General features: G+C 53.2%; 17 protein-coding genes. 5 read left to right on the top strand and 12 right to left on the bottom strand.

Annotation, left to right across the window (positions count from 1 at the left end):
- Positions 1-106: 106 nt before the first annotated feature.
- From murD to rsmH, 6 genes are all read right to left on the bottom strand, one after another.
- Positions 107-1,438, bottom strand: a complete 1,332-nt coding sequence (murD, locus tag J5A66_RS01040; protein ID WP_211790648.1) for a UDP-N-acetylmuramoyl-L-alanine--D-glutamate ligase — start codon at positions 1,436-1,438, stop codon at positions 107-109.
- 107 nt (positions 1,439-1,545) lie between these two features.
- Positions 1,546-2,817 carry a phospho-N-acetylmuramoyl-pentapeptide-transferase gene (locus J5A66_RS01035; protein ID WP_211790647.1) on the bottom strand — a complete coding sequence of 424 codons (1,272 nt, stop codon included), beginning with the start codon at positions 2,815-2,817 and terminating at the stop codon, positions 1,546-1,548.
- 348 nt (positions 2,818-3,165) lie between these two features.
- The gene (locus tag J5A66_RS01030) at positions 3,166-4,629 is read right to left on the bottom strand and encodes a UDP-N-acetylmuramoyl-L-alanyl-D-glutamate--2,6-diaminopimelate ligase (RefSeq protein ID WP_211790646.1); all 1,464 of its coding nucleotides are present in this window, start codon (positions 4,627-4,629) and stop codon (positions 3,166-3,168) included.
- 136 nt (positions 4,630-4,765) lie between these two features.
- Positions 4,766-6,931: a penicillin-binding protein gene (locus tag J5A66_RS01025; RefSeq protein ID WP_211790645.1), complete on the bottom strand. Its 2,166-nt coding sequence runs from the start codon at positions 6,929-6,931 to the stop codon at positions 4,766-4,768.
- An 84-nt stretch (positions 6,932-7,015) separates the two neighbouring features.
- Positions 7,016-7,603, bottom strand: a complete 588-nt coding sequence (locus J5A66_RS01020; protein ID WP_211790644.1) for an FtsL-like putative cell division protein — start codon at positions 7,601-7,603, stop codon at positions 7,016-7,018.
- On the bottom strand, positions 7,600-8,559 hold the full coding sequence (gene rsmH, locus J5A66_RS01015) for a 16S rRNA (cytosine(1402)-N(4))-methyltransferase RsmH (protein WP_211790643.1): 960 nt from the start codon (positions 8,557-8,559) through the stop codon (positions 7,600-7,602). Before rsmH ends, J5A66_RS01020 begins: the two co-directional genes overlap by 4 nt.
- A 675-nt stretch (positions 8,560-9,234) precedes the next feature.
- Here rsmH and rnr point away from each other — a divergent pair.
- Positions 9,235-11,430 (top strand): ribonuclease R, encoded by a 2,196-nt coding sequence (gene rnr, locus J5A66_RS01010; protein ID WP_211790642.1) that lies wholly within the window; start codon positions 9,235-9,237, stop codon positions 11,428-11,430.
- A 539-nt stretch (positions 11,431-11,969) separates the two neighbouring features.
- Here rnr and J5A66_RS01005 read toward each other — a convergent pair.
- Both J5A66_RS01005 and pta read right to left on the bottom strand, forming a co-directional pair.
- The gene (locus J5A66_RS01005; protein WP_211790641.1) at positions 11,970-13,172 is read right to left on the bottom strand and encodes an acetate kinase; all 1,203 of its coding nucleotides are present in this window, start codon (positions 13,170-13,172) and stop codon (positions 11,970-11,972) included.
- A 45-nt stretch (positions 13,173-13,217) separates the two neighbouring features.
- Positions 13,218-14,240: a phosphate acetyltransferase gene (gene pta / locus J5A66_RS01000; protein WP_211790640.1), complete on the bottom strand. Its 1,023-nt coding sequence runs from the start codon at positions 14,238-14,240 to the stop codon at positions 13,218-13,220.
- Between the two features lie 285 nt (positions 14,241-14,525).
- Between pta and J5A66_RS00995 the strand changes: the two genes are divergently transcribed.
- Complete coding sequence (locus tag J5A66_RS00995) at positions 14,526-16,292, top strand: GNAT family N-acetyltransferase (protein ID WP_211790639.1); 1,767 nt, start codon at positions 14,526-14,528, stop codon at positions 16,290-16,292.
- 189 nt (positions 16,293-16,481) lie between these two features.
- A complete protein-coding gene (locus J5A66_RS00990) occupies positions 16,482-16,628 on the top strand; it encodes a hypothetical protein (protein ID WP_211790638.1) in 147 nt (48 codons plus the stop codon).
- Positions 16,629-17,150: 522 nt separating this feature from the next.
- Here the strand turns inward: J5A66_RS00990 and J5A66_RS00985 are convergent.
- The 4 genes from J5A66_RS00985 to J5A66_RS00970 form a co-directional block, all read right to left on the bottom strand.
- A complete protein-coding gene (locus J5A66_RS00985) occupies positions 17,151-20,003 on the bottom strand; it encodes a fimbrillin family protein (protein ID WP_211790637.1) in 2,853 nt (950 codons plus the stop codon).
- A gap of 140 nt (positions 20,004-20,143) precedes the next feature.
- On the bottom strand, positions 20,144-20,368 hold the full coding sequence (locus J5A66_RS00980) for a hypothetical protein (RefSeq protein ID WP_211790636.1): 225 nt from the start codon (positions 20,366-20,368) through the stop codon (positions 20,144-20,146).
- A gap of 440 nt (positions 20,369-20,808) precedes the next feature.
- Positions 20,809-21,462 (bottom strand): ABC transporter ATP-binding protein, encoded by a 654-nt coding sequence (locus J5A66_RS00975; protein ID WP_211790635.1) that lies wholly within the window; start codon positions 21,460-21,462, stop codon positions 20,809-20,811.
- A 72-nt stretch (positions 21,463-21,534) separates the two neighbouring features.
- Positions 21,535-22,533, bottom strand: a complete 999-nt coding sequence (locus tag J5A66_RS00970; RefSeq protein ID WP_211790634.1) for an aspartate-semialdehyde dehydrogenase — start codon at positions 22,531-22,533, stop codon at positions 21,535-21,537.
- A gap of 144 nt (positions 22,534-22,677) precedes the next feature.
- Here J5A66_RS00970 and J5A66_RS00965 point away from each other — a divergent pair, with 144 nt between their 5' ends.
- Both J5A66_RS00965 and J5A66_RS00960 read left to right on the top strand, forming a co-directional pair.
- The gene (locus J5A66_RS00965) at positions 22,678-24,825 is read left to right on the top strand and encodes a cation:proton antiporter (RefSeq protein ID WP_211790633.1); all 2,148 of its coding nucleotides are present in this window, start codon (positions 22,678-22,680) and stop codon (positions 24,823-24,825) included.
- The gene (locus tag J5A66_RS00960) at positions 24,822-25,496 is read left to right on the top strand and encodes a M15 family metallopeptidase (RefSeq protein WP_211790632.1); all 675 of its coding nucleotides are present in this window, start codon (positions 24,822-24,824) and stop codon (positions 25,494-25,496) included. Before J5A66_RS00965 ends, J5A66_RS00960 begins: the two co-directional genes overlap by 4 nt.
- The last annotated feature ends 148 nt before the right edge of the window (positions 25,497-25,644 follow it).

Genomic DNA, 25,644 nt, shown 5'->3' with positions numbered 1-25,644 from the left:
TGACAATTGGAATTGAGGATTGAGAATTGGAAATGGAATATTGGAAATGGAGAGAGGGGATTTGACGATGTTTCGTCGAAAAATCATCACTGTCAATTCTCCATGGTCAATTTTCAATTACCAATTGTTTGAACTGTTCGCCTCGGTCTTCCATATTTTTAAAGAGGTCGAAGCTGGCACAACAGGGACTAAGCAGCACCGTGTAGCCGGGCTTAGCCAATTCTCGACAAGCCTGAACGCAGGCTTTCATGCTGTGTGTATCGCGAACGGGGAGGCCCAGGGCATCGAAAGTGGCATGAAGTTTGGCGTTGTCGGCTCCGAGATAGACCAGCGCAGCGCACTTCTGTTGTACGAGTGGCTTAATGGGCTCGTAGTCGTTGCCCTTATCTTTGCCACCAATGATAAGCACGGTGGGCGCGGTCATGGCTTCGAGTGCATAATGGCAGGCATCGACATTGGTGGCTTTCGAATCGTTGATATACTGCACACCGTCTACGATGGCCACACGTTCCATGCGGTGTTCCACGCCGGGAAAGTCGGAGAGGCCCCGCCGGATGACATCTGTGGGGATGCCGGCGAGATGTGCTGCCTGAGCAGCGGCGAGCGAATTGTAGAGATTATGTCGGCCGGTCAGGCTCAGTTCGCCTTGCGGCATGGCGAAGACGGAGGGCTTTTCTACAACCAAACGCCCGCTTTCGACATAGGCCGTGCAGCCGGGTTCTTTCCGTTCGGCAAAGGGATAGACGGCAGACGGAACGCAACGCTTGGCCAGTTCGCGACGAAGGATGGGGTCGTCGTTCCAGAAGATAAAGCTATCGGTGGGCGTTTGATTCTGTAGGATGCGCATTTTGGCATCGACGTAATGCTGCATACAGTGTTCGTAGCGGTCGAGATGGTCGGGGGTGATATTGAGTAAGATGGCGATGTTGGCACGAAAGCGATACATATCGTCGAGCTGAAAGCTGCTCAGTTCGATGACATACCATGCGTGCGGCGTCTCGGCCACTTGCAGAGCCAAGCTGTTTCCGATGTTTCCGGCCAGTCCTACGTCGTAACCGGCCGTCTTGAAGAGGTGATAGATGAGCGAGGTCGTGGTGGTTTTCCCATTGCTTCCGGTGATACAGACCATCTGTGCATCGGTATATCGACCGGCAAATTCGATCTCGCTGATGATGGGAATACCACGTTCGACGGCTTTTCGCACCATGGGAGCTTCTTTGGGAATGCCGGGACTCTTGATGATTTCGTCGGCCGTCAGGATTTTTTCTTCCGAGTGTTGTCCTTCTTCCCACTCTACCTGCCGTTCGTCGAGCATCATTTTATACTTCTCTTGAATGGTCGACATATCCGAAACGAATACATCGAAACCTTGTTTCTTAGCCAATACGGCAGCACCGACTCCGCTCTCGGCTGCACCTAAAACAACGATTCTTTTCATCTTTCTTGGGGATTTAGGAGGGAAGTGCAAGAGAGTAAGTGGTAAGAAGTGAAGAAGATCGGTTTGGTTCTCCTCCTTTCTCTCCTTACCACTGATTCCCTTACTCCTTACCTTATTTTCAATGTGATAATGGTGAGTGCGGCAAGGATGATGGTAACGATCCAAAACCGGATGGTAATCTTCGATTCGTGCACGGCTCCTTTGGGCTTCCGAAAGACGTATCGGCAATCGGGATCGAGCTGACTGTCTTGTGTTCGGAAGTTGTCGTGGATGGGAGTGCGTTTGAAGATGCGCTGTTTCACGCCGTGGCGTTTCCCCAATTTGTAGTAATACACCTGAAGGATGACGCTCAAACTTTCCACGAAGAAGATGCCACAGAGGATGGGCAACAACAATTCTTTATGAATGATGATGGCTCCTACGGCGATAATGCCACCAATGGTGAGCGATCCTGTGTCGCCCATAAACACCTGTGCGGGATAGGCATTGTACCATAGAAAACCGATCAGCGCGCCGATGAAGGCGCAGAAAAACACCACCAGTTCCTGAGAGCCGGGGATATACATAATATTAAGGTAGGCGGCAAACTGCACATGCGAACTGACGTAGGCCAGAATGCCCAGCACTACGCCGATGATGGCCGAGTTGCCGGCGCACATCCCATCCATTCCGTCATTGAGGTTGGCCCCGTTACTCACAGCCGTCACTACGACAATGGTCATCACTACAAAGAGAATCCATCCGGCCGCCGTTTTATAGGGGCCCATAAAGGCGGTGAGGCGCGAGTAATCCAAGTTATGTCCCTTGACGAAAGGGATGGTGGTCTTGAGCGATTTGCGAGCCTGACTCCTGTGTTTGACCACCATTTCGGTGCGATTTTCGCGTTTGACGGTGAGGTTTTCGTTGATTTTCACGTCGGGCGAAGCCCAAAGTACCAGTCCCACGATAAGTCCGAGGCCCACCTGTCCCACGATTTTATATTTCCCTTTGAGGCCTTCTTTGTTGTGACGGAAGATTTTGATAAAGTCGTCCATCCCGCCGAGGAATCCCAACCACACCGTCGTGGCAATCATCAACAGCAGATAGACGTTGCGCAGACGGCCCAACAACAACACGGGCACAAGGATGGCCACGATGATAATGATGCCGCCCATCGAGGGAACACCGATTTTGTTCACTCCGAAGGGGTCGATGCTTTTATCGCGTTGCACTTCGGTGATTTGTTTGCGCTTGAGAAACCGGATGAATTTTTCGCCAAACCAGGCGGAGATCACCAGCGATAGAATCATTGCCAGCAATGAGCGGAACGAGATGTAGCCCCAGATATGGGCTCCCGAGATGCTGAACTGCTCTAAGAATCGGAAGAGATAGTATAACATTTCTTTTAGGTATGGTTTCTTTTTAGGAGTGAAAGGAGTGGAGGAGTGAAAGGGAGTGAAGACGAATGTCTTGTTGCTATTCGTTCTCTCCAGATGTCGGTTCTGAAATGTGCAGAAGCATCAGGGAGTCTCCGCGGTCGTTCTGAACATTTCAGAAAGCATCCCTGGGTGCCAGCGGCCGTTCTGAACATTTCAGAAAGCATCCCTGGGTGTCAGCGGCCGTTCTGAACATTTCAGAAAGCATCCCTGGGTGTCAGCGGCCGTTCTGAACATTTCAGAAGCTTCCCTGGGTGTCAGCGGCCGTTCTGTCATTAACAGAAAGTACGGGCGAAGTTCTTTCACAATTCGTTATGTTGGCGAAGCGGGAGCGAAGCAGCGTTCTATCTCCTCCCGATCGTCGAAGTGGTGCTTCACGCCCTGCACTTCCTGATAGTCTTCGTGTCCCTTACCGGCTACGAGCACCACGTCGCCCCGTTGTGCCATCATACAGGCTGCCCGGATGGCTTCTCGCCGGTCAGTGATGGTGAGCACCTTTTTCATTTGTTGCGCAGAAAGTCCGGCCAGCATGTCGGCGATGATGGCTTGGGGGTCTTCAAAACGGGGATTGTCGCTGGTAATCACCACACGGTCGCTCTGCCGAAGAGCCTCTTGCGCCATGAGCGGACGTTTGCCTTTATCGCGATTGCCACCTGCTCCACAAACGGTAATAACGCGTCCCTTTCCGTCCAGTACTTCATGGATGGCCGAAAGAACATTGGCCAGTGCGTCGGGCGTGTGAGCATAGTCGACGATAGCCGTAAAACCGTCGGGCGAGGCAATGGGCTGAAGCCTTCCGCTCACGCTGTGCAGTGTGCTCATCAGGAGCAAGATGTCGGCCGACTGCTTGCCCAGCATCACCGCCGTACCGTAAACGGCCAGTAGATTGCTCACGTTGAACTTACCGATGAACTGCACACCTACCTCGGCACCATTCACTTCGAGATACATCCCTTCGAAATGGCACTCGAGAATCTTCGCTCTGAAGTCGGCCATCGTCCGCAGAGAGTAGGTTTTTACCGTGGCTCGGGTGTTCTGCACCATCACCTGCCCGTTCTTGTCGTCGGCGTTGACGATGGCAAAGGCCTGACGGGGCAACTGATCGAAGAAGGCTTTTTTGGCGTTGCGGTAGTTTTCGAAAGTTTTGTGGTAGTCCAAATGATCGCGCGTAAGATTGGTAAAGATACCGCCAGCAAAGGCAAGACCGCCGATTCGCTTCTGCGCAATGGCGTGCGAACTGCATTCCATGAAGACATACTCACAGTGGGCCTCCACCATTCGATGCAACAGATCATTGAGAGCGATAGCGTCGGGGGTGGTATGGTCGGCCGGGATGGCTTCGTCTTCGATGTAATTGCAGACGGTAGAAAGCAATCCGCAACGATGACCGAACTTGCGAAACAAGTGAAAGAGCAACGTAGCCACGGTCGTTTTCCCATTGGTGCCGGTCACTCCCACCAATTTTAGTCGTCGGGAGGGGTCGCCGTAGAAGAGCGTAGCCACTTTTCCCACAGCATCTTCGGTGGATTCCACCTGCACGTAAGTTACACCGGCGGTGCGCTCTTGGGGAAGATCTTCGCAGAGCACAGCGCGCGCTCCTTGTTCGATGGCCTTGCCGATGAACCGGTGTCCGTCCACCTGCGTACCTTTGATGGCCACGAAGAGGTGACCGTTCTCTATCCGACGGGAATCGATATTCACTCCCGTTACGTCCACCTCTGCATCGCCGATGATGCAAAGCGGCTTGACATTCTTTAAAATCTCTTGCAGTATCATAGTTATTTTTTTAGTTGACGAGTGGACCAGTTGACGAGGTGACAAGGTGGATGAGTGGACAAGGTGACGGTTTGACCAGTGGACAAGGTGATGAAGGGATGAGTTGATAAGGTGGAGAGGGGACGAGTTTTTCCTGCTAACTACTCAATTCCAGTTCGCACCGCATACCTTTCTTCAGTTTTGTTCCAGGAACGATACTCTGTCGCATCACCTTTCCGCGTCCCGAGAGACGGGTTTTCACGCCACGACTCTCGATGAGGAACACCGCATCGCGTGCTCCCATACCCACCACATTGGGCATTTGCGAACGGATGAACTGCTTGGCGCGCCGCAGCAGAACGGTCTCATCCTTAGCACGCTCTGCCCGTCCCCACACCGGATGTCCCGTGGCATACGAGCCGGTCCACTCCGCCCGAGTGCCGATACCCAAGTGTGTGAGCACGTAGTCGGCCGCAAGGATATTGCCATTTTTCACCTCGGGAGAGAGAATCGAAGTCGAATCGCGAGCGTCGCGCACATCGAGTTTCAGATTTTGGGCCATGATTCCCTCGGCTATCTGATGAAACACCGGACCGCACATCCCGCCGCCCGAAGCCGGCAAGCCCGACTTCTGTATGCAGACGATACAGCTATAGCGCGGTGCCTCCGAAGGAAAATAACCGGCAAAGCTGAGCAGATAGTCGGTCGTACCCGACTTATATCCCGCTGCTCCCTTCGACATCTGCGCCGTACCGGTCTTTCCCGACACTTTGAAAGAAGCCGAACCGGCCTTCTTTCCCAGGCCCTGACTCACCACATGTTCCAAGATTGTCTGTATCTCTTTGAGCGTTTTCGGCTTGCAAATCTGCTCATAACCTTTCATCACCTCGGGTGGAAACTCCATGAGCGTCTCGCCGTTCTTCATCACCTTTTTCACAAATCGCGGACGCATCATGCAGCCGTTGTTGGCAATGGCGTTATAAAAGGCGAGCGTGGAGATGGGCGGAATCTGCGTTTCATAGCCGATGCTCATCCACGGAAGGGCCGTATTGCTCCAGTTGAGCCACTGCCCGTTGGGAGCCTTTCGTGGCATTCGAATCTTCGCCGAGGAAGAGCCCACGAGCGGAATTCTGAAGTCCAGGGCCAAGCCTCGGCGGTAAATGCCACGCACAAACTTCTCCGGGTCGTTGTGATAGAACTGGTCGATGATGCGACTCACCCCGATGTTAGAACTCACTTCCAGCGTCCGTGGCAGCGAAATCACGCCATATCCGCCGCGCCGCCAGTTGTGGTCGCGCATCTCTCGTCCGTACATTGGCCAGGTTCCGCCGCCCGTATTCACCATGTAAGTTGTGTCTACGAATCCGTCGTCCAAAGCCGTCATGATGGAAGCCACCTTGAACACCGATCCAGGCTCTAACAAGTCGCTCACGGCATGGTTCTTGATTTCGCGGTATTCGCCATCCACACACTTCTGCATGTTCACAATAGCCTTCACGTCTCCCGTGGAAACCTCCATCACGATGGCCACGCCCACGTTTCCGTTAATTTCTTTCAACTGTTCGATAACGGCCCGTTCGGCCAGGTCTTGCATGCCCACATCGATGGTGGTGACGATGTCCGCCCCATCGATGGGCGGCGTATCCATGATGTCGAGAAACCTGTTGAGCACCTTTCGGCGGTGAATCAGTCCGTTGCTGCCTCTCAGAATCGAGTCGTAAGACAGCTCCAATCCGCAGCGGGCCGTATCTTTTGCCCCGAACATATCGCCCACCGTGCGACCTGCCAACGACCCGTACGGCCGTTGTCGGGCGTTGAACTCCTCGGTGTGGAAGCCGCTTTTATATTTCGACAGACTAAAAACAGGCAACTGCCTCACCTCCGAATATGTGTTGTAGTCTACCCGTTTGTTCCACAACGCCCAATGGCGGCTTTGCCGGTTGCGCCCTTCTTCGAGGTGACGTCTGAACGATGCAGCCGACTTCTCCGGGAAAATGGCATGCAACCCCTGGCAAATCGAGTCGAGTTTCTCCTCCCAGAGCGAGTCGTTTTTGGCCTCGTGCAGCGCGTTGAAGTCCATATAGAGTTTAAATTCGGGCAGAGACGAAGCCATCAACTGTTCGTCGCAGCTAAGAATATTGCCACGCATGGGCTTCACGCTCACGCTGTCTCGCTTCTGTCGGGCGGCCACATTCATCCAGTAGTCGCGTTTGGCCGTCATGAGATACAACGTTTTGCCAATCACGACAACGGCTATCAGCGTCATCAGAATAGCGATAAAGCTGTAGCGCGGCATGATTTTCTTATGGTCGAACTTACTCATTTTCTTTCTTCCACTTATTTCCTCTTCTCCTTCTTTCTTCCTACTGACCACCTTTCCTTCCTGTCTTCCTTTCTCCTTGCCTCCCTATTCTTCGGGCACATTCACCATATAAGGGGGCTGATCGGCCATGCGCAACGTCGTGTCTTTATTGTTGCGCAGCAGTCGGAGCACATTGCTCTCACGGCTTTTTTCGGTAAACTGACTATTGCTCGAGAGCGATTTATACTTCACGTCCTGCAATTCTTTCGTCAGTTGGTCGATTTCTATCAAATGTTTTTGGCAACTGTAGCGATTGGAGATATAGACGAACAAGAAGAGCGTGATGAGCATAAAGAGCCAAATCTGCCGCCGGATGGTAGAGGTATTGAGGATGTCGCCGCCCAGAATCTTGCGCAATGTGCGCGAAGGATTGAGCGGAGCCTCGTCTTCCGTGGCCTGTTCTAAGATAATTTCTTTAAGCGTAGGCTTTTCTGTTGCCCCCATATCCGTGGGCGTCGCCGCAGTTTTCGGTTCTGTCTTTGCCCCGCTCGGGCCCTTTACGGCAGCCTTCTCGGTAGGCGAATCGGTTCTACCCGCCGCCCGGTTCGTGGTTTTCTCGGGCATCTCCGTGTTCGGAATCGGCTCCACCGTCAGTCGGTAAGTCTCATCCCCTTCCTTCTCTTGTGGCCTCATTTCTTTTCAGCTATTCTTAGTTTAGCACTTCGGCTGCGCGGATTTTCCTCCTGTTCGGCAGTCGAAGGCACGATCACCTTATTATTAATTAGAGCAAAAGGCGTCTCGATGCGTCCGAAAAAGTCTTGTTGCCGCTTCCCTTCCACATTGCCCGTCTTCATGAAATTTTTCACGATACGGTCTTCCAAGCTGTGATAAGTGATCACCGAGAGGCGCCCGCCTTTCTTCAAACACGCCGCCGCTCCTTGCAAAAGCTCTTTCAAGGCGTCCATTTCGCGGTTCACCTCGATGCGTAATGCCTGAAAGAGTTTGGCCATATCCTTCTTCTCCCGCTCGCGGTGGAAGAGCGGTTCCACGGCCTTCAGCAGGTCGGTTGTGGTGAGGATCGGCTGCCCCTGACGAGCTTTGACCAAGGCAGACGCCAGTCGCCGCGCGTTTTTCAGCTCTCCATAGAGGTAGAACACATCCGAAAGACGTTCCTCCTCATATCCGTTCACCACATCGGCCGCCGTCTTGGCAGCACGTTTGTTCATGCGCATGTCCAGCGGAGCCTCAAAGCGGAAAGAGAATCCGCGGGTCTCATCGTCGAAGTGATGCGACGAAACACCCAGGTCTGCCAGCACTCCGTCCACCTCTTCCACCCCATAATAGCGCATCCAGTTGCGCAAATATCTGAAGTTGGAGCGCACAAACGTCAGTCGTTTGTCTTCCTTCAGCGGTGCACTTCCATCCGTTCCAGGTCTTTGCAGGTTGTTTTCAGCATCGGCATCTTGATCGAATCCGAACAGATGCGCCGAGCTGTCCATCCGCGAAAGTATCTCTCGCGAATGCCCACCGCCGCCGAATGTGACGTCTACATAGATGCCACCAGGGGTGATATGAAGGCCGTCGACGCTCTCACCGAGCAGCACCGGCACGTGATAGCCCTCTGCCGTCTTCGTCGTCTCCGTGTTCATCGGCGTTCTTTTTCCTTATTTTTTATAGACATACCACCGCCAAAGTTACGCAAATTTCCCCATTGCTCCCTACCTTTCTGCACAATTTTCTTGCAGAATGCCCTGAAACCGCATGCGCTCTGCCGGTGTTTTCCGTCTCCATCTTCTTCGATTGACCTCGCCTAAGAATAACTCACACGCAGCGTATACGCTTCTTTCTCTCCCTTCAAAGCACCGACTTTGATCGCCGTTCCATCTTGTTGAATATCAATCGTTTACCAGCCGAGTTTCAAAAGCTAAGAAAATGAGGTGCAAAAGCTAAGAAAACGCAAGCTAAAAACTAAGAGAATGCCATGCGAAAGCTAAGAGAAGGAGTAGTAAGGAGGAAAGTAATAAGTAGTAAGGAGGGAAGTAATAGGGAGTAAAGAGAGAAGTAGTAAGGGGTAAGGAGGGGAGGAATCCGTTAATTCAAACCATTCACAACCCCGCATAGGGGCCTCTTTTTGCTTTTTAAACACGGGGCGATGCGGTTTTATCACATAATTTTCGTTACTTTGCGAGAGAATCAACCCACCTTCAAAGACGTCTACCCTTGTTGGGATGGCTCGCCTTGCGAGGTTGCCTTTCTACGTCTCTATGGACCAAAACGCCAGGGTGAGAGGGCTTTTTGTGGGCGGGTTAGCAACTAAAAACGTTATGGCAAAAGGTAAAAAAGGCGGCAAGCGGATGACGAAGCGACAGGTGGCAGAACGCCTGCACGACTTCTTCAGCACGCAGCCGGGAAAGACATTCAGCTTCAAAGAGATTTTTAAGCAACTCAAGTTCGATACGCATCCGCTCAAAATGCTGGCCATCGATGTGATGGAAGAGATGGCCTGGGACGATTTCTTGACCAAGGTCAGCGACAGTTCCTATCGTCTCAACCAGATGAGCCAGGTGCTCGAGGGGCGTTTTGTGAGGAAAGCCAACGGCAAAAACTCGTTCCTGCCCGACGATGGCTCTACGCCCGTCTTCGTGAGCGAACGTAATTCGGCCTGGGCACTCAACGGCGACCGCGTGCGGGTGCAGCTTCTGGCCCGTCGACAGCGACACATGAAGGAGGCACAGGTCATCGAGATCCTTCAGCGCGCTAAGGATCAAGTGGTAGGACGGTTGCGGGTGGAACGCGATATGGCCTTCCTCGTGACGCCCGAAAGCCTCTATGTGCACGACATCATCATCCCTAAACGCCGACTCAAAGGCGGCCAATCGGGCGACAAAGCCGTGGTGAAAATTACCCAATGGCCCGATGCCGACCACAAAAACCTGCTTGGCGAGGTGGTAGATGTGCTGGGACCGACAGGCGATAACGATGTGGAGATGAACACCATTCTGGCCCAATACGGCTTGCCTTACACTTATCCAAAAGCCGTTGAAGAGGCCGCGGAGAAGATTTCGGGCGACATCACCGAGCAAGACTTGGCCGAGCGCGAAGACTTTCGCGAGGTTTTTACTTGCACCATCGACCCTAAGGATGCCAAAGACTTCGACGATGCGCTCTCCATCCGCCAACTCGACAAGGGCCTTTGGCAGGTGGGCGTACACATTGCAGACGTGAGTCATTACGTCACCGAGGGCAGTATCATCGACAAAGAGGCCGTGAAGCGCGCCACAAGTGTCTATTTGGTCGACCGAACCATCCCGATGCTGCCCGAGCGTCTCTGTAATTTCATCTGTTCGCTCAGGCCTAATGAAGAGAAGTTGGCCTACAGTGTCATCTTCAATATGGACGAAAATGCCGACATCAAGGCCTTCCGCATCGTGCATACCGTTATCCGGAGCGATCGCCGTTATGCCTATGAGGAGATGCAACAGCTGCTGGAAGACAATGGCGTTGTCGACGGAACGGGTACTCCTGCACCGCCTGCGCCGAAGGGTGGATATAGAGGTGAGAATGCCGAGAACCTGATAATGCTTGACCGATTGGCCAAACAGTTGCGCGAAAAGCGGTTCAAAAACGGAGCGGTGAAGTTCGATCGGGAGGAGCTCCACTTCGATATCGACGACAAGGGAAAGCCTATCCGTGCTTATTTCAAACGCTCTAAAGATGCCAACAAACTGATCGAGGAGTTTATGTTGCTGGCCAATAAAACGGTGGCCGAGAGCATCGGTAAGACGAAGAGAGGGCAGTCGGCCAAAACTTTGCCTTATCGCATCCACGACAATCCCGACCCGCAGAAGCTGGAAACGCTGAGAGAGTTTATCGTGAAGTTCGGTTATAAACTCAAAACGGCCGGAACGAAAGGCGAAACGGCCCGCTCGCTCAACAAACTCATGGACGATGTGGAGGGCAAACGCGAGCAAAATGTGATCCAGACGGTGGCTCTACGCGCCATGATGAAGGCTCGGTACAGCATCCATAACATCGGGCATTTCGGACTGGCGTTCGACTATTACACGCATTTCACCAGTCCCATCCGTCGCTATCCCGACACAATGGTGCACCGCCTGCTCACCCGTTACGCCGCAGGTGGTCGCAGTGCCAACAAAGAACACTACGAAGAACTGTGCCAACATGCCTCGGATATGGAACAGATTGCCCAGAATGCAGAACGCGACTCGATTAAATATAAGATGGTGGAGTTGATGGGCGAGCATCTGGGCGAGGTCTATGACGCTCACATCAGCGGCATTGCCAGCTATGGCATCTACTGCGAAATCGACGAAAACCACTGCGAAGGGATGGTGCCCATGCGCGATTTGGATGACGACTACTACGACTTCGACGAGAAAAACTATTGCCTCGTGGGTCGCAGACGTCACAAAAAATACCAACTGGGCGACCCGATCCGCATCCAAGTGGCACGCGCCAACCTCGAGAAAAAGCAGCTCGACTTTACCGTTGCTCCTTGATTCCGAAGGCCTCTGCTTTCTCAGTAAAACAGGTAAAGATCGCCCCTCAAACGTCTTTCTATCTCGCTCATCATCAGCCTGTTAGAAAACTGCGTTGCAAAAGCTAAGCTTTCGCCCTGCGTTTCCTTAGCTTTTGACTGGCGTTCTCTTAGCTTTTGCACGCCAAAAGCTAAGAGATGGAAAAACGAAAAGTCGGCGTTTGTAAAACATTTTCTTCATAACAGGCTACCAAGATCGGTTGCCCATGAAATGGGATGTGCGCTTTGTTTGCTGCAGTTTGCATCAAACGGGTAAGTTGGGCTAAGGAAGGGGGAAGAGAAGGAGGCTTGATCGAGCATAAAAAATCCCGCAAGAGCGTTCTGCTCTTGCGGGATTTTTGATCCAAGTTGGCGTAATAGAGATGGAGACGAGCGGACTTTGAGACCGAACAGAAGCAGCTGGGAACAGACAGAGTCGTCTTGTTGCGGTTGTGCTGTCTCCCTCCTTCTCTACTTCCTTCTTATTCCTCCCCCTCTGACTCCTTACTCCTTCTCTCCTTCCTACTTTTTCTTCTCAACGAGTTTCATCGTGTCGCAGGCGATCACCAGTTCTTCATCGGTGGGAATAACGCAGACGGTGACCTTCGAATCGGGGGTAGAAATGATGGTCTCTTTGCCGCGAGCCCTGTTGGCTTCGGCATCTATCTTAATGCCGAGGAACTCTAAATTGCTGCAAGCCTCTAAGCGTGTACCCACCTGATTCTCGCCAACGCCGGCCGTCCAGACGATGATATCTACGCCACCCATAGCCGCAGCATAGGCTCCAATGTACTTTTTGATGCGATAGTTGTACATGTCGAGTGCCAGTCGGGCACGCTGATTGCCCTCTGCAGCAGCACTTTCGATCTCGCGCATGTCCGACGAAATGCCCGTGATACCCAACACACCGCTCTGTTTATTGAGGAAGTCGGCCATCTCTTGGGGTTTCTTTCCCGTCTTTTCCATCAAATAGGTAACAGCCGAGGGGTCGATATCGCCCGACCGCGAACCCATCATCAATCCTTCAAGCGGGGTGAGTCCCATCGAGGTGTCTACACATTTGCCGAATTGAATGGCTGCCATGCTGGCTCCATTGCCGATGTGGCAGGTGATGATGCGCTGGGTTTTGATGTCGCGCCCCAGATATTCGCACACGCGTTGCGACACATAACGATGACTGGTGCCATGAAAACCGTAGCGACGCACGTGGTATTTCTCGTAGAATTCGTAGGGCACGGCGTAAAGGAAAGCATGCTCGGGCATCGTGCTGTGGAAAGCGTTATCGAAGACAACGACCTGCGGCGTGGTGGGCATCAGCGCGTCTACAGCTCGTATTCCGCGCAGATGACCGGCGTTGTGGACGGGTGCCAGGTCGCAAAGGTCTTCTATTCCTTGTTCCACCTCGGGCGTAACGATACAGCTATCGTTGAATTTGTCGCCACCTTGCACGATGCGATGACCCACGGCATCGATCTCTTCCAAACTGCCGATGGCCCCGATCTCACTATCGAGCAGGGTTTGAAACACGAAGTTCACACCCTCTTTGTGGTCGGGCATGTCGTGCATGATGACACGTTTTTCGCCATTGGGCAACGTCACTTTCAAGAAAGCCTCGTCCAGACCAATACGTTCTACGCCGCCGGCGGCAAGCACTGAGCGGTCGTTCATGTCGTAGAGCTTGTACTTAATAGACGAACTTCCGCAGTTTAATACTAAGATTTTCATATACGTCGATAAGTTATTGAATGCTTAAGTCGATGAAGTAGGCGGTTAGGCATGGTGACATTTCTTGGCATCTTGTGCCTGACAGGCTGTGATGGCCACCATATAATAGATGTCTTCCACAGAGCAGCCACGGCTAAGATCGTTCACAGGGCGGGCGATGCCTTGCAGAATCGGCCCGATGGCGATAGCGTTGCCCAAGCGTTGCACCAGTTTGTAACCGATGTTTCCTACCTCGAGGTTGGGCACAACGAGCACATTGGCATTGCCAGCGATCGCACTTCCCGGAGCTTTCTTCTGACCTACAGAGGGCACCAAAGCCGCATCGGCCTGCAACTCGCCGTCGATACGCAAGTCGGGGGCCATGGCTTTAGCCAGTCTGGTGGCCTCCACCACCTTGTCTACTACCTCGTGGCTCGCGCTGCCTTTGGTAGAAAAGCTGAGCATAGCTACACGCGGGTCGTCGAAATTGGCCACGCAGCGCGCCGTTACAGCCGTACATACGGCGATCTGAGCCAGCTGTGCGGCATCGGGCATGGGGGTAACGGCCACGTCGCCCATCACAATCACGCCGTTCTCGCCATACTGTTTCTGATCGGTTACCAGCAACATGGCTCCGCTGACGCAAGTCACGCCCGGCGCACACTTGATGATTTGCAGGGCTGGCCGTAAGGTGTCGCCAGTGGTGCTGAGGGCTCCCGAGATTTGTCCGTCAGCCCCTTCGGTCTTAATAATCATGCAACCGAGATAGAGATTGTTCTTCACCAGTTCGCGAGCTTGCTCCAAAGTCATACCTTTCTTTTTACGCAACTCGGCCAAGAGAGTAGCATACTCTTCGCTCCTGGGGTTATTCTGCGGGTCGATGATGGTGGCTTTGTCGATATGAGAAAGGCCTCTTGCCTCGGCCAACTTATGAATTTCGGCAGGATTACCGATGAGAATGAGGTCGGCAATGTCGTCTGCCAATATGCGGTCGGCCGCTCTCAGCGTGCGTTCTTCCGTTGCTTCGGGCAGAACGATGCGTTGTTTGTCGCTCTTGGCACGCTCTATGATTTGCTGTAATAAGTCCATTTTTTGATGTTGAATTGGTTTTTAATGCGTTGTTTCAAGTAGCCGGAATGCTATTTCTACTTTGCAAAAGTAAGAAAAATAAACTGCATGGACTTTGTTTATCAGATAAAAGTTGATAATTTTGTAGTAGAAGTTTGCGCGTTTATCGGTCTTCGAGTGTGGAGAGTGTTGCTATTTCCTATTGAAAAGGATGCGACAGGAGCTCGTCTTTCAGACGGATGAACTCGGGAACGCCCTTTTCGAAAAGCGAGCAAAGAATGTTTCACCAACCCCAAGAACCCAGCTATGATTCAATTTAAAGACTTGATGACCGACGACCGCCCCCTCATTCAAAGCTATACGCTTTGGGGCGAACGGCAAAACTGTGACCTCTCATTTGCCAATCTCATCAGTTGGAAATATCTTTATAACACACAATTCGCCATCGTAGACGACTATCTCGTCTTCCGTTTCCACTATCACCGCCACCTGGCTTACATGATGCCCGTGGCCAAACCACAGCCCCAGGGCGACGGTACGTGGAAGGTGAAACCCTGCGACGAGTGTTCTATCGACGTGATACGCCAGATTCGAGACGACGCTATCGCCATGGGGCATCCCTTCTTGATGATGGGTGTGTGCCATTATATGCGCGATTTGCTGGAACAACGCTTCCCCGACACGTTCGACATCAAGCCTAATCGCGACTTTGCCGACTATATCTACACCCGCGAAAAACTGGTGAACCTCTCGGGAAAGAAGTTGCAAAGCAAGCGGAATCACATCAATAAGTTCAAGAGTCTTTATCCCAATTACGAGTATCGGGAGCTCACACCCGAACTCATCCCACAGTGTTTGGAGTTGGAAAAGCAGTGGCGCAGGGTGTCGAAAGACGATACCGACGAGGCCGACTTAGACGAAAGTCTGTCGGAAGAGCTGCGGTCGATGACGCGGGCTTTCAACCGCTGGGAGCGCATCGGCCTTGTAGGTGGCAGCATTTGGATAGACGATCGGCTCGTGGCTTTCAGCTTCGGCTGTCCCATCAATCAAACCACTTTCGACGTTTGTGTAGAGAAGGCTGACGTGGGCTATGAAGGAGCCTTTGCAATCATCAACCAGGAGTTCGTCAAACACCTGCCCGAACAGTATTATTACATCAATCGCGAAGAGGATTTGGGCGACGAAGGTCTGCGAAGAGCCAAGGAATCCTATCACCCCGACATCCTTCTTGAGAAGAATGTGGTGATGGAAAAATATCCCCTGGCCGACTTCGAGGACCAGGATCGCATCAAAAGCGAGACGCGCGCGCTGTGGAAACTCGTCTTCAACGATTCAGATGCGTTTATCGATCTCTACTTCAACCGTGTTTATCATCCCCGATATAACATTGTCTGTCAGCTCGATCGGCAGGTTGTAGCCGCCCTGCAAACCCTTCCTTACACCCTACTCTACCACGGCTCCGAGGTGCATACAGCCTACATCAGCGGCGTGAGCACCCACCCCGACTACCGCCAACAGGGCGTGGCCGACAATCTGATGCGTCAGGCTCACTTCTCACTCTATTACAAAGAGGTGGTCTTTGCCGAACTCATCCCAGCCCAAGAATGGCTCTATGCCTGGTATGCTCGCTGCGGATATGCCCCCCAAATCACCTGCACTCCGCCGCCGGCAGACATTGAGAGGTTATCGTTCGAGGACTTCGATCAAGCGCAACGCACCAAGTCCTGCGTCCTTTTGCACACCCGCAATAACTTCGACATCGTTCAAGAAGACATCCGACTGGCCGGCCCCCACTATCATCCTGCCACCCAACCCATACAGGGCATGATTCGCGTCATCAACGCTCACAAGGCCCTGTGCCTTTATGCGCAACACCATCCCGAAGCTCACTGCGTGCTACGGGTGCAAGACGACCACGACATCCCGATGAACAACGCTTATTACATCCTCAAAAACGGACGCGTCAAAAAGACCGACGAACCCGATGTCAACGCCCGCCGACTGCGCATCGAAGAGCTCCCCAACTTTCTCTTTGCCACCGAAGAGCCCGAAATGTGCCTTATGCTCAACTGAGGTTCTGCTCTAACGTTCCACCCAACTGTTTTTAAGTTGACGAGTGAAGAAGGAAGTTTCCTTCCTGCCAACTCGTCAACTTAAAAGCAAATCGCCTCGTTATTTCGTCAACTTATTCACTCATCAACTGGACAACTGATTCAGAATAAATGCACAGCGGTTGATCTATTAACAACCTATTCGGAACAGATGCCCAACATCCCTCACACTAACAACCGCGTAGCGGTTGGTCTGTTGGTAGAGCAGGGTTGGCGAGTGAAACGAGCCTACCCTGTCTACGACGTACAAAGAGAAAACAAGGCCGTAGGTCTTGGTCTCTCCCCTACCGCATCGTGATTAACCCATTGGCAACTTATTCAGAATAGATACCAAACATCCCTCACGCCAACAACCGCATAGCGGTTGGTCTGTTGGTAGAGCAGGGTTGGCGAGTGAAGCGAGCCTACCCTGTTTACGGCGTGAAAAGAGAAAACAAGGCCGTAGGTCTTGGTCTGTTTAGATCCCTTAAGTTAAGGGGTTGGAGGGATTATTTTGATCTCCTGAGTTAGAGGACTTTTTTATGAAAACAGACCAACCCCGTTGGGGTTGTTATGGGTGGGGGCCGCTTAAACAGGGTAGGCTCGCTTCACTCGCCAACCCTGCTCTACCAACGGATCAACCCCGTTGGGGTTGTTTACACACAGTGTTCCCAATAGGTGGCAAATACGATTTCAGAATATAGCAGATGACCTCACGATTCATGGGAGGTGATCTCCTGATGTATGAGAGGTGATCTCCCGATACGCAAGAGGTGACCTCCCGATGTGCGGGAAGTCACCTCTGCTATTTTAGATGATGGTTATAGGCCGTTTTTGTGTTTTATTCCGTCACGGGCCGCACGGTGCAGCCCTCAGCCCGACGGAGATCGTCCAGCGGATACACGTAGCCCGAGCCGAAGTTCAGGGAGAGACCGCCGTCCACGCCGCTCGGAACGGCCGACCAACCGACAGTGCCGAACCTCACGCCGGCGGGCGAACCATTGGCACTGTTGCGCATGCCCGAAGCGGGGAAGTAGACCGTGGAGATATTGCTGCCGTCTGTCCAGAAGTTCCAACCAAAGTTGGCACTGAAATTGTTCCAATCCTTCGTGCCCTGCACATTTATCTCTTCTACTTTAGTGGATCTGAGTCCCGTGGTGGTGAACCGCGTAAAGGCGTTGTTGGCAGGCAGGTGGAAGCCCACAGGGCTGGGGTCGTAAACCGTTTTGACCACAGGAAGATCGTTACCGGTATTGGGCATCTGCTTAGTGGTATTGTTGGCAGACCATAGGTTGTAATAAGAGTAACCCGCGGGATCACCATAGCTCTGAGGATACCAATGCGCACCGCTTCCCCAAACGTAGAAGCTTCCTGGGTTCTGGATAAAACTTGGGATAGAGATGTTATTGTCGCCCGCGTTCTTGTTGAATAAGTGAGTTCCGGAGGGATAGAGCACTGGCTCCGTGTTTCCAGTCAGTCCGCCGGGGAAGGCATCCTTACGACCCCACTGATAGAGCGTGTTGCTGCCCGCTTTTGTGCTGCCGGGATTCTGCGTGATGGTGAACTCTGCCTGCTTCTTAGGCCCGCCCAACTGCTCTACGCGCACCTTCACGCTCCGCGGCTGCTGATAGGCAGAACCGTTCCAAGAGGTATATTTCCAACCGAGGTTTTCAGTAGAGAATTTATAAGTGTAGGCTGTGGGCGTAGTGCGGTTGACCACGGGAATAGGATCGAGCACATAGTCAGGCGCAAACCATAGGTGCCAAGACCAGACAATGGTATTGCCTTTCTTGACCGCCACCACGGCATTGCCGTTTTTGATATGCTCGGCTTTTACTTCAAACTGGAGGTAACCATCACCTGCGGCATCGTGATCGATAGCGAGGTTCTGGACCAAATCTTTCTCGTCTTCCCAAACAATCTGAGCACCGTCGATACCGCTATTAGCCCCGCCGTTCGTCTTTTCAATCCATGGGTTATCAATATTAGTACCGTTGTGGTCTTTAAAGTTGTGTAAAATAACATCAGTATTGTTGTATTTCACTACAGTGGGAGTGCCGGTGTAAGACGCTGTATTGCTCGTTCCGTTGGTAATGGCGTTGCCATACACCAAGGGCAGTTTGTAGAAGCCCGGATGAGAGATGACATAGCAGTTGGCCGTGCTGCGCGCAGCCCGGGTGTTGCCCTTGATGTCGTGCATCGAAAGGTCGTAATAGGCGGAGGAAGTGCCTTTAGGGTTAAGTTTAAGGGCGTCGTTGCGCTCTTTGAGTAGGTCTTTAAGGTTGCCTGTCTCTAACGTGGCCTGACCTTGTTCCTCGCCCACGGTGGTAAAGTTAGTACCGCCCTCAGTCTTGTCTAATCCCTTGAACCAGTGGCCCGCAGGGATCGTCGTCACCCACGTCAGGCCGCCATCAAAGCTATACTCCTTCACCCGCCAGGGAGCCGACCGCTGGGTGCCGTCGGGTGCCGTGCGGATGCTGGTGATGCCGTAGGTACCGCTCTTGTTTTCGTTGTAAGCTGCCGCGGCGGGTCGCTTCGTCACGGTGATGTCATAGCTCCAGTTGCTCGAGGTTTGACTCAGCTTGTAGAGCTTCGTCGTTCCGGGTTTCCATTTTCCTCCGGTGAAGTTCAGCGTGATGGTGTTGTTAGGATGGGTGCTGCCGCTGGTGTTCTCCAACGTGATGACAATAGAGACGCCGGCCAGGCTCTGCGGTATCATATAAAAGGTGTAGTTGTCGCCTGTGTTACCCATCAACACCGTGTTGGGGGCTTTGTTCACATCGATGGGCGAGGCCGAGAGGTCGAGGGCGAAGTCTTTCCTCTCGGTCAGGCTGCCGTCATCCCAGCTTCCGTCCGTGTTCTTGTCGGCAGGCAAGGTGTAGACACCCTTGCTATAGGCGTTCTTGATCTCTACCTTGGTGATGCGTTTGTTCCACGAGAGGTCTTGGCCCACGGCAAACTGTACGGCCGTGAGGGCATGGCGGAACTCAAGGCTCGTGTTGGGGGCCTGGTGGCGTGTGGTATACTCCACCTCGCCCGAGCAAGCCGTCATCAGGTCGACCTGGTCTTTGACGTTCTCCTTTACCTGGAAGGTCACCTGGGGTGCGCCGGCATGGGTGCCGTCGGTCATGGCGATGCCATTAGCTGTGGTGGCCTCAGGAAAAACGGAATAGAAGCGGGCATAGCGTTGCGACCAGGCCCATTGCAGGGGCGTGACGAGGCTACCGGTGGCGTTGGTGGGTCGATTGTCGAACCATTCGGGCTTGCCTTGGGTATCGCCTTGGGTGTTGCTGCGGCAGGCCGACGAGGTGAAGCGGGCGTCGATGGCCGTCTTGACGTTGGCGCGTGTGCCGGGTTGGGGCAGCACGGGGGTGACGCCCTCAAGGGTGGTCTCTACGATGCAAGCCTCGGTCAGGCCTTTGACGGCGTGGCGGCGCGGTGCGAGGTCTGCTAAGGTGAGGCCCTCTGTGCTCAGACGCGCGGCGATGGCGGCACGCGTGGCGGGGGCATTCTGCGGCTGGGACAGTCGGTTTTCCTGCGCGGTGCTCACATCGAAGGAGACGGTGGCACCGAGATCGCCCTGCTCTTGTTGGCTACTGATATTGTCGTCGGCACAAGAGCCGATGGACAGACAGGCGATGCCGGCCAGCATGGCGGCAAGGCATCGATGAAGAATGGAATAGGAATGTTTCATTGTTGTTATTCTTTATTGGAGTAGCGCGCTTTGCTCTAAGACATCTCACCGCTACACGGTTGTGATCGACGGTGATGATCCGCGGTTGTTAGCGGAGAGGGCGTGAAGCTACTACTTTACTACTTTAGTACCTTTACTACTTACTTCTCAATCGTCTCCTCTTCCCAGAGCCATCCGCTCCAGGGTTTGGCACCGGCCACTTCCTCTTCGTCGGGGTCTAAGGGTTTGACACCGATGTTACCGCTGCCGCCCCCTCCGGGCTGCACCTGGGGACTGGCGGCCAGGAGGCCGACCTCCTGTTGCAAACAAATGATTTGAATTTGGGGCGAGCTGTAGGCTCGACTGCTGACTTGATTTCTTTTCATAACACAATTAAAATTTATAGATAAAACATATGGGGAAAAATGCGATTCATTCTTCTTTCATCACTGCGGGTAGCAGGCACGAAAAGAGAAGCAAAGGGAACTCCGAAGAGCCCTTTGCTAATGGGGGTTGCGCTCGCTTCGCGCGCGCGTAAGAGAAAGCTAAAAAGTGTTACACTACAATAGGTGCGAACATTGTGTGTGTGTGTGTGTGTGTGTGTGTGTGTGTGTGTGTGTGTGTGTAAGATAGCGAATTCCTGCGACACTACCAAATAATGGGCGTTAAAAGATGCAGAAAAGTTCGCCCTTTTCTGCCCCGTTGTTATACCTGTATGGAGATGTACGCTACACATTATTATAATATATCCTTTGCGATATGACCTAAAACACGGCGGCAAAGGTAGCACAATCTTTTGATATGGGCAAATTCCGCTCTCTTTTCATCATCTTTCCACCAAGCCATCGCGCAAATGGATGGTGCGGTCAGTGAGTTGAGCCAACTCTTCATCATGTGTAACGATGACGAAGGTCTGCCCGAACTTCTCACGCAGAGAGAAGAAGAGCTGGTGCAGCTCGGCTTTGTTCTTCGAATCAAGACTGCCCGAAGGTTCGTCGGCCAGAATCACCGACGGATGGTTGATCAACGCCCGCGCCACGGCCACTCGTTGTTTTTCACCTCCTGAGAGTTGAGCAGGTTTGTGCTGGGCTCGGTGCGATAAGTCGAGGAAACGGAGCAACTCTTGAGCCCGCTCCTGCGCCCGGCTCTTCGTCGTCCCCGCAATGTAGGCCGGAATGAGGATGTTTTCGAGGGCGGTGAACTCGGGCAACAACTGATGGAACTGAAAGATGAAACCGAGATGGCGATTGCGAAATTCGCTGAGCTGTCCTGTGGAAAGATCCGCCACGTCGACACCGTCTACCCTCACCTCTCCACCATCGGGTCTATCGAGCGTACCGAGGATTTGCAGAAGCGTGGTCTTCCCGGCTCCGCTGGGACCCACGATGCTAACAATTTCGCCCTTGTCGATGTGTAAGTCAATACCTTTGAGTACCTGCACCGAACCGAAACTCTTCGTGATGTTTTTTGTCGTGATCATAGTCTTTTACGAATGCGCCCCGAGCCGCTCGCCATACATTCGGCTCAGCATCTCGGGGCAACGTGGAGAGGATTAGTGCGAGATGAGGTATTCGGCAATCTGCACGGCATTGAGCGCGGCTCCTTTGCGAATTTGGTCTCCGCTGAGCCAGAGGGTGAGTCCGTTGTCACAAGCCAAGTCTTTGCGGATGCGGCCCACGTAGATATCGTCGTGCCCGGCTGTCTCGAGGGGCATGGGATAGATACCCTGTCCCGGATCGTCTTTCAGCGTGCACCCTGGAGCAGCTGCAATGGCGCGCCGTGCCTCTTCCACGGAGATGGGCCGCTGCGTCTCTATCCAGACGCTCTCCGAGTGCGACCGGAGCGAGCTCACCCGTACACAGGTAGCCGAGCAGCAAGCGTCGGTATGCATAATCTTCCGCGTCTCGTTGAACATTTTCATTTCCTCCTTCGTATAGTCCGAGTCGGTGAAGACATCGATTTGCGGAATCACGTTATAAGCCAATTGATGGGGAAACTTCTCCACCGTAGGCTTTTCTCCCGCCACGAGTTGCCGGTATTGTTCTTCCAGCTCGGCCATGGCGGCAGCTCCGGCACCGCTCGCACTCTGATAGCTGGCCACACGGATACGGCGAATATGCGACAACCGCTCAAGCGGCTGCAACACCACGACCATCATAATCGTCGTGCAGTTGGGATTGGCGATAATGCCCTTTGGACGCACCAGTGCATCCTCGGCATTACACTCGGGAACAACCAGGGGCACATCCTCGTCCATCCGGAATGCACTGGAATTGTCGATCATCACAGCTCCGTGCTTCGTGATGGTCTCGGCAAATGCTTTCGATGTGCTGCCGCCAGCCGATACGAAAGCGAAGTCTACTCCGCGGAAGTCGTCGTTGTGTTGCAGCAGTCTCACCTCATGCTCCTTGCCCTTAAAGGCATACTTCTTACCAGCACTACGTTCCGACCCAAAGAGCAAAAGCTCGTCTATCGGGAATGCTCTTTCTTCCAGGATGCGCAGGAACTCTTGTCCCACCGCTCCGCTTGCGCCTACGATTGCAACTTTCATTGTTTTGAGGAATTATCGTGTTGATGAAATCAATAAGGAGTGAATCTCTCACCCCCAATCGGTTGCAAATGTACAACTTTCCACCCTTACTTACTGCCAAATCGATATTTTTTTGCATCTTTGCAGTCATCAAAAGTCACGCCGATGCTACCCAACTTTCCCATCACCGATCCCACCCTCATCTTTTTCCTCGTCATGACGATGATCCTTTTGGCACCCATTGTGATGGGCAAACTCCGCATTCCGCACATCATCGGGATGGTCTTGGCGGGTGTTGCCGTGGGGCCGTACGGGTTGAATATCCTCAACAGGGACGACTCCTTCGAACTCTTCGGGCGCGTAGGTCTCTACTACATCATGTTCCTCGCCGCACTCGAGATGGATAGCAGTAGTCTCAAGCGCAACAAATATCGTTTTTTGGTATTCGGCCTGACCACCTTTGCCCTTCCTTTTCTCCTTATTTATATATTAGGTGTATGGGTGCTGTCTCTCTCTCCGGCGGCGGCATTGATGCTGGGCAGCTTGATGGCCTCAAGCACATTGATCGCTTATCCCATCGTGGGGCGGTATGGACTGCAACGAAATCCCAGCGTAGCCCTGAGCGTGGGTTCGGCGATGATTTCTCTCTTTTTGGCATTGGTGATGCTGGCCATGATTGTGGCTGCGCATCACGAAGGGGGCGGGCTGATCTTTTGGTTTTGGTTTATCCTGAAAGTAATGATCTTCTGCGGCGGACTGATGTTCTTCCTACCGCGAATCACACGTTGGTTCCTCCGTCGGTATAGCGATGCCGTGATGCAATTCATCTTCATCATGGCAGTGCTCTTCCTAAGTGCCTCCCTTTCGGCCGGCATCGGTCTCGAAGGAATCTTTGGAGCCTTTCTCTCCGGGCTCGTCCTCAACCGCTACATTCCCCGACTCTCGCCCTTGATGAACCGCATCGAGTTCATCGGCAACGCCATCTTCATCCCTTACTTCCTCATCGGCGTGGGCATGCTCATCAATCTCCGCTTGCTCTTCCAAGGCACGGACATCCTTTGGACCGTGCTCGCCATTACTCTCGTGGGCACTGCGGGCAAGGCCATCGCTGCCTATAGTGTGAGTGCAGGCTTCAAAATGCCATCCCCCTCGGGCAGCATGATGTTCGGCCTTACCTCGGCGCATGCTGCCGGAGCCATTGCCATCGTGATGGTGGGGATGCAGCTCGAAGTGGCACCAGGACGGTTTCTCATGACCGACAACCTACTCAACGCCGTCGTCATCATGATTCTTGCCACATGCATCATCTCCTCTGTCGTCACCGAGCATGCTGCAAAGACTTTTATTCTGCAACAGAAAAATCTCTCCGTCGCTCCCCAACATGAGCACGACGATGAGAGCATTCTCTTGCCCGTTAAATACCCCGAGTATGCCAACCGCCTCGTCTCTCTGGCCCTAATGATGCGCAACCCTAAGCTCAACCGCGGGCTCATCGCCCTTAACCTTGTCTACGACGATGAAAACATGCGCGCCAACCAAGAACGCGGCCAGCAACTCCTCGACCAAGTGTCGAAATATGCAGCCTCGGCCGACGTGAAGATGCAAACCCAGGTGCGCATCGCGGCTAATATCGCCAATGGGATCAAACATGCCTTCAACGAGTTCCACGCCTCCGAAATCATCATCGGGCTACACAGCCACCGGGAGGTGTCGCCCAAATTCTGGGGACAGTTTCATCAAAGCCTGTTCAACGGACTGAACCGGCAGATTCTCATGGTTCGGCTCAACCAACCCCTCAGCACGATCCGTCGTATACAAGTGGCCGTACCCTCGCGTGCGCAATACGAACCCGGCTTTTATCGTTGGTTGGAACGCCTGGCCCGAGTGGTGCACAACCTCGAGTGTCGCATCCTCTTCCACGGACGGCAAGACACGCTCACGCTCATCAACGAGTATATTCGCAATCGACATGCCACGCTCCGCGCCGAGTATATCGCCATGACGCATTGGAACGAACTGCCCACGCTGGCCGCAACCATTGCCCCCGACCATCTCTTCGTTGTCGTCACCGCCCGCAAGGGAACAGTGAGTTACAAAACGGCTCTCGATCATCTACCCGAAGAACTCACCCGACACTTCTCGGGGGCCAACCTCATGATTGTCTTTCCCGACCAATATGGCGGTAACAGCGAAGAGTTCACCTTCTCGCAGTCGCAACACCAGGAGGAGACCAGTGCCTATGAAACTGTGGGCCACTGGATGCGAAAGCTCCGTCCCAATCTTCCTTCTCACACGCTCAACAACCCAGAATGATTCTCTCTCTTCTTCTCTGCCTCGCACTGACGGCCACGTCCTCGCTCCGAGCGCAACCCTCCAAAAGCCCCATCGAACAACAGTTGGAACATCATGGTTATATCGACGTGCAACAACTCGACACCTCCCTCTTCGTTTCGCTCATGTACGCTCGCGCCGACAATTTCGTGGGCTTTCCCCTCTACACAAATCTACGCAGGGCCTACCTCCATCCCCACGCCGCAGCGGCATTAGTGCGTGCCCAGCGACGTTTGAAACAACTGCGTCCCGACCTAAGCCTCAAGGTCTACGATGCCGCTCGTCCTATGCGCATCCAGCAGCGTATGTGGGACAAGGTGAAAAACACTCCGATGCAAAACTACGTGAGCAATCCCGCACACGGCGGCGGACTACACAACTATGGTCTCGCCGTAGACATCACCCTCTGCGACCTTCGAGGCGACACTCTTGACATGGGCACCCGCATTGACTATCTGGGCCGACGGGCTCACATTGACATCGAAGATCAACTCGTAGCACAACACCAAATTAGCTCCTCCGCTCGACGCAATCGACGGCTTCTGCGACAGGTCATGCGCTGGGCGGGCTTCAAACCGTTGCGCACCGAGTGGTGGCACTTCAACTACACCACTCGCGCGAGGGCTAGACTCCATTACTCTGTGATAGAATAACGGGTCAGCCAGGGAAGCATCGTCCTCTCCCTCTTCAAGCCTCTTTTTTAGAAATAAAACCGCCGAGAATCAGTCTTTCACGTCGCCTAACAATTGCGATGGGCTGTTGTGTTTTCTGAATTAAATAATTACCTTTGCACATAATTAT

Origin of the sequence: Prevotella sp. oral taxon 475 (assembly GCF_018127805.1) — a bacterium.
Lineage (GTDB): Bacteria > Bacteroidota > Bacteroidia > Bacteroidales > Bacteroidaceae > Prevotella.
Note: the sequence above shows the minus strand (reverse complement) of the source record. Positions and strands in the feature narration are given on the sequence as shown.

What these genes read in the sequence shown, in the direction of transcription:
- J5A66_RS00960 (WP_211790632.1), top strand. Translation starts at nt 24,822, where the DNA reads ATGATTCTCTCTCTTCTTCTCTGCCTCGCACTGACGGCCACGTCCTCG.
- J5A66_RS00970 (WP_211790634.1), bottom strand. Translation starts at nt 22,533, where the DNA reads ATGAAAGTTGCAATCGTAGGCGCAAGCGGAGCGGTGGGACAAGAGTTC.
- J5A66_RS01030 (WP_211790646.1), bottom strand. Translation starts at nt 4,629, where the DNA reads ATGATACTGCAAGAGATTTTAAAGAATGTCAAGCCGCTTTGCATCATC.
- J5A66_RS00985 (WP_211790637.1), bottom strand. Translation starts at nt 20,003, where the DNA reads ATGAAACATTCCTATTCCATTCTTCATCGATGCCTTGCCGCCATGCTG.
- pta (WP_211790640.1), bottom strand. Translation starts at nt 14,240, where the DNA reads ATGGACTTATTACAGCAAATCATAGAGCGTGCCAAGAGCGACAAACAA.
- murD (WP_211790648.1), bottom strand. Translation starts at nt 1,438, where the DNA reads ATGAAAAGAATCGTTGTTTTAGGTGCAGCCGAGAGCGGAGTCGGTGCT.
- J5A66_RS01005 (WP_211790641.1), bottom strand. Translation starts at nt 13,172, where the DNA reads ATGAAAATCTTAGTATTAAACTGCGGAAGTTCGTCTATTAAGTACAAG.
- rsmH (WP_211790643.1), bottom strand. Translation starts at nt 8,559, where the DNA reads ATGAACACGGAGACGACGAAGACGGCAGAGGGCTATCACGTGCCGGTG.
- J5A66_RS01025 (WP_211790645.1), bottom strand. Translation starts at nt 6,931, where the DNA reads ATGAGTAAGTTCGACCATAAGAAAATCATGCCGCGCTACAGCTTTATC.
- rnr (WP_211790642.1), top strand. Translation starts at nt 9,235, where the DNA reads ATGGCAAAAGGTAAAAAAGGCGGCAAGCGGATGACGAAGCGACAGGTG.
- J5A66_RS00965 (WP_211790633.1), top strand. Translation starts at nt 22,678, where the DNA reads ATGCTACCCAACTTTCCCATCACCGATCCCACCCTCATCTTTTTCCTC.
- J5A66_RS00990 (WP_211790638.1), top strand. Translation starts at nt 16,482, where the DNA reads ATGCCCAACATCCCTCACACTAACAACCGCGTAGCGGTTGGTCTGTTG.
- J5A66_RS00980 (WP_211790636.1), bottom strand. Translation starts at nt 20,368, where the DNA reads ATGAAAAGAAATCAAGTCAGCAGTCGAGCCTACAGCTCGCCCCAAATT.
- J5A66_RS00975 (WP_211790635.1), bottom strand. Translation starts at nt 21,462, where the DNA reads ATGATCACGACAAAAAACATCACGAAGAGTTTCGGTTCGGTGCAGGTA.
- J5A66_RS01020 (WP_211790644.1), bottom strand. Translation starts at nt 7,603, where the DNA reads ATGAGGCCACAAGAGAAGGAAGGGGATGAGACTTACCGACTGACGGTG.
- J5A66_RS00995 (WP_211790639.1), top strand. Translation starts at nt 14,526, where the DNA reads ATGATTCAATTTAAAGACTTGATGACCGACGACCGCCCCCTCATTCAA.
- J5A66_RS01035 (WP_211790647.1), bottom strand. Translation starts at nt 2,817, where the DNA reads ATGTTATACTATCTCTTCCGATTCTTAGAGCAGTTCAGCATCTCGGGA.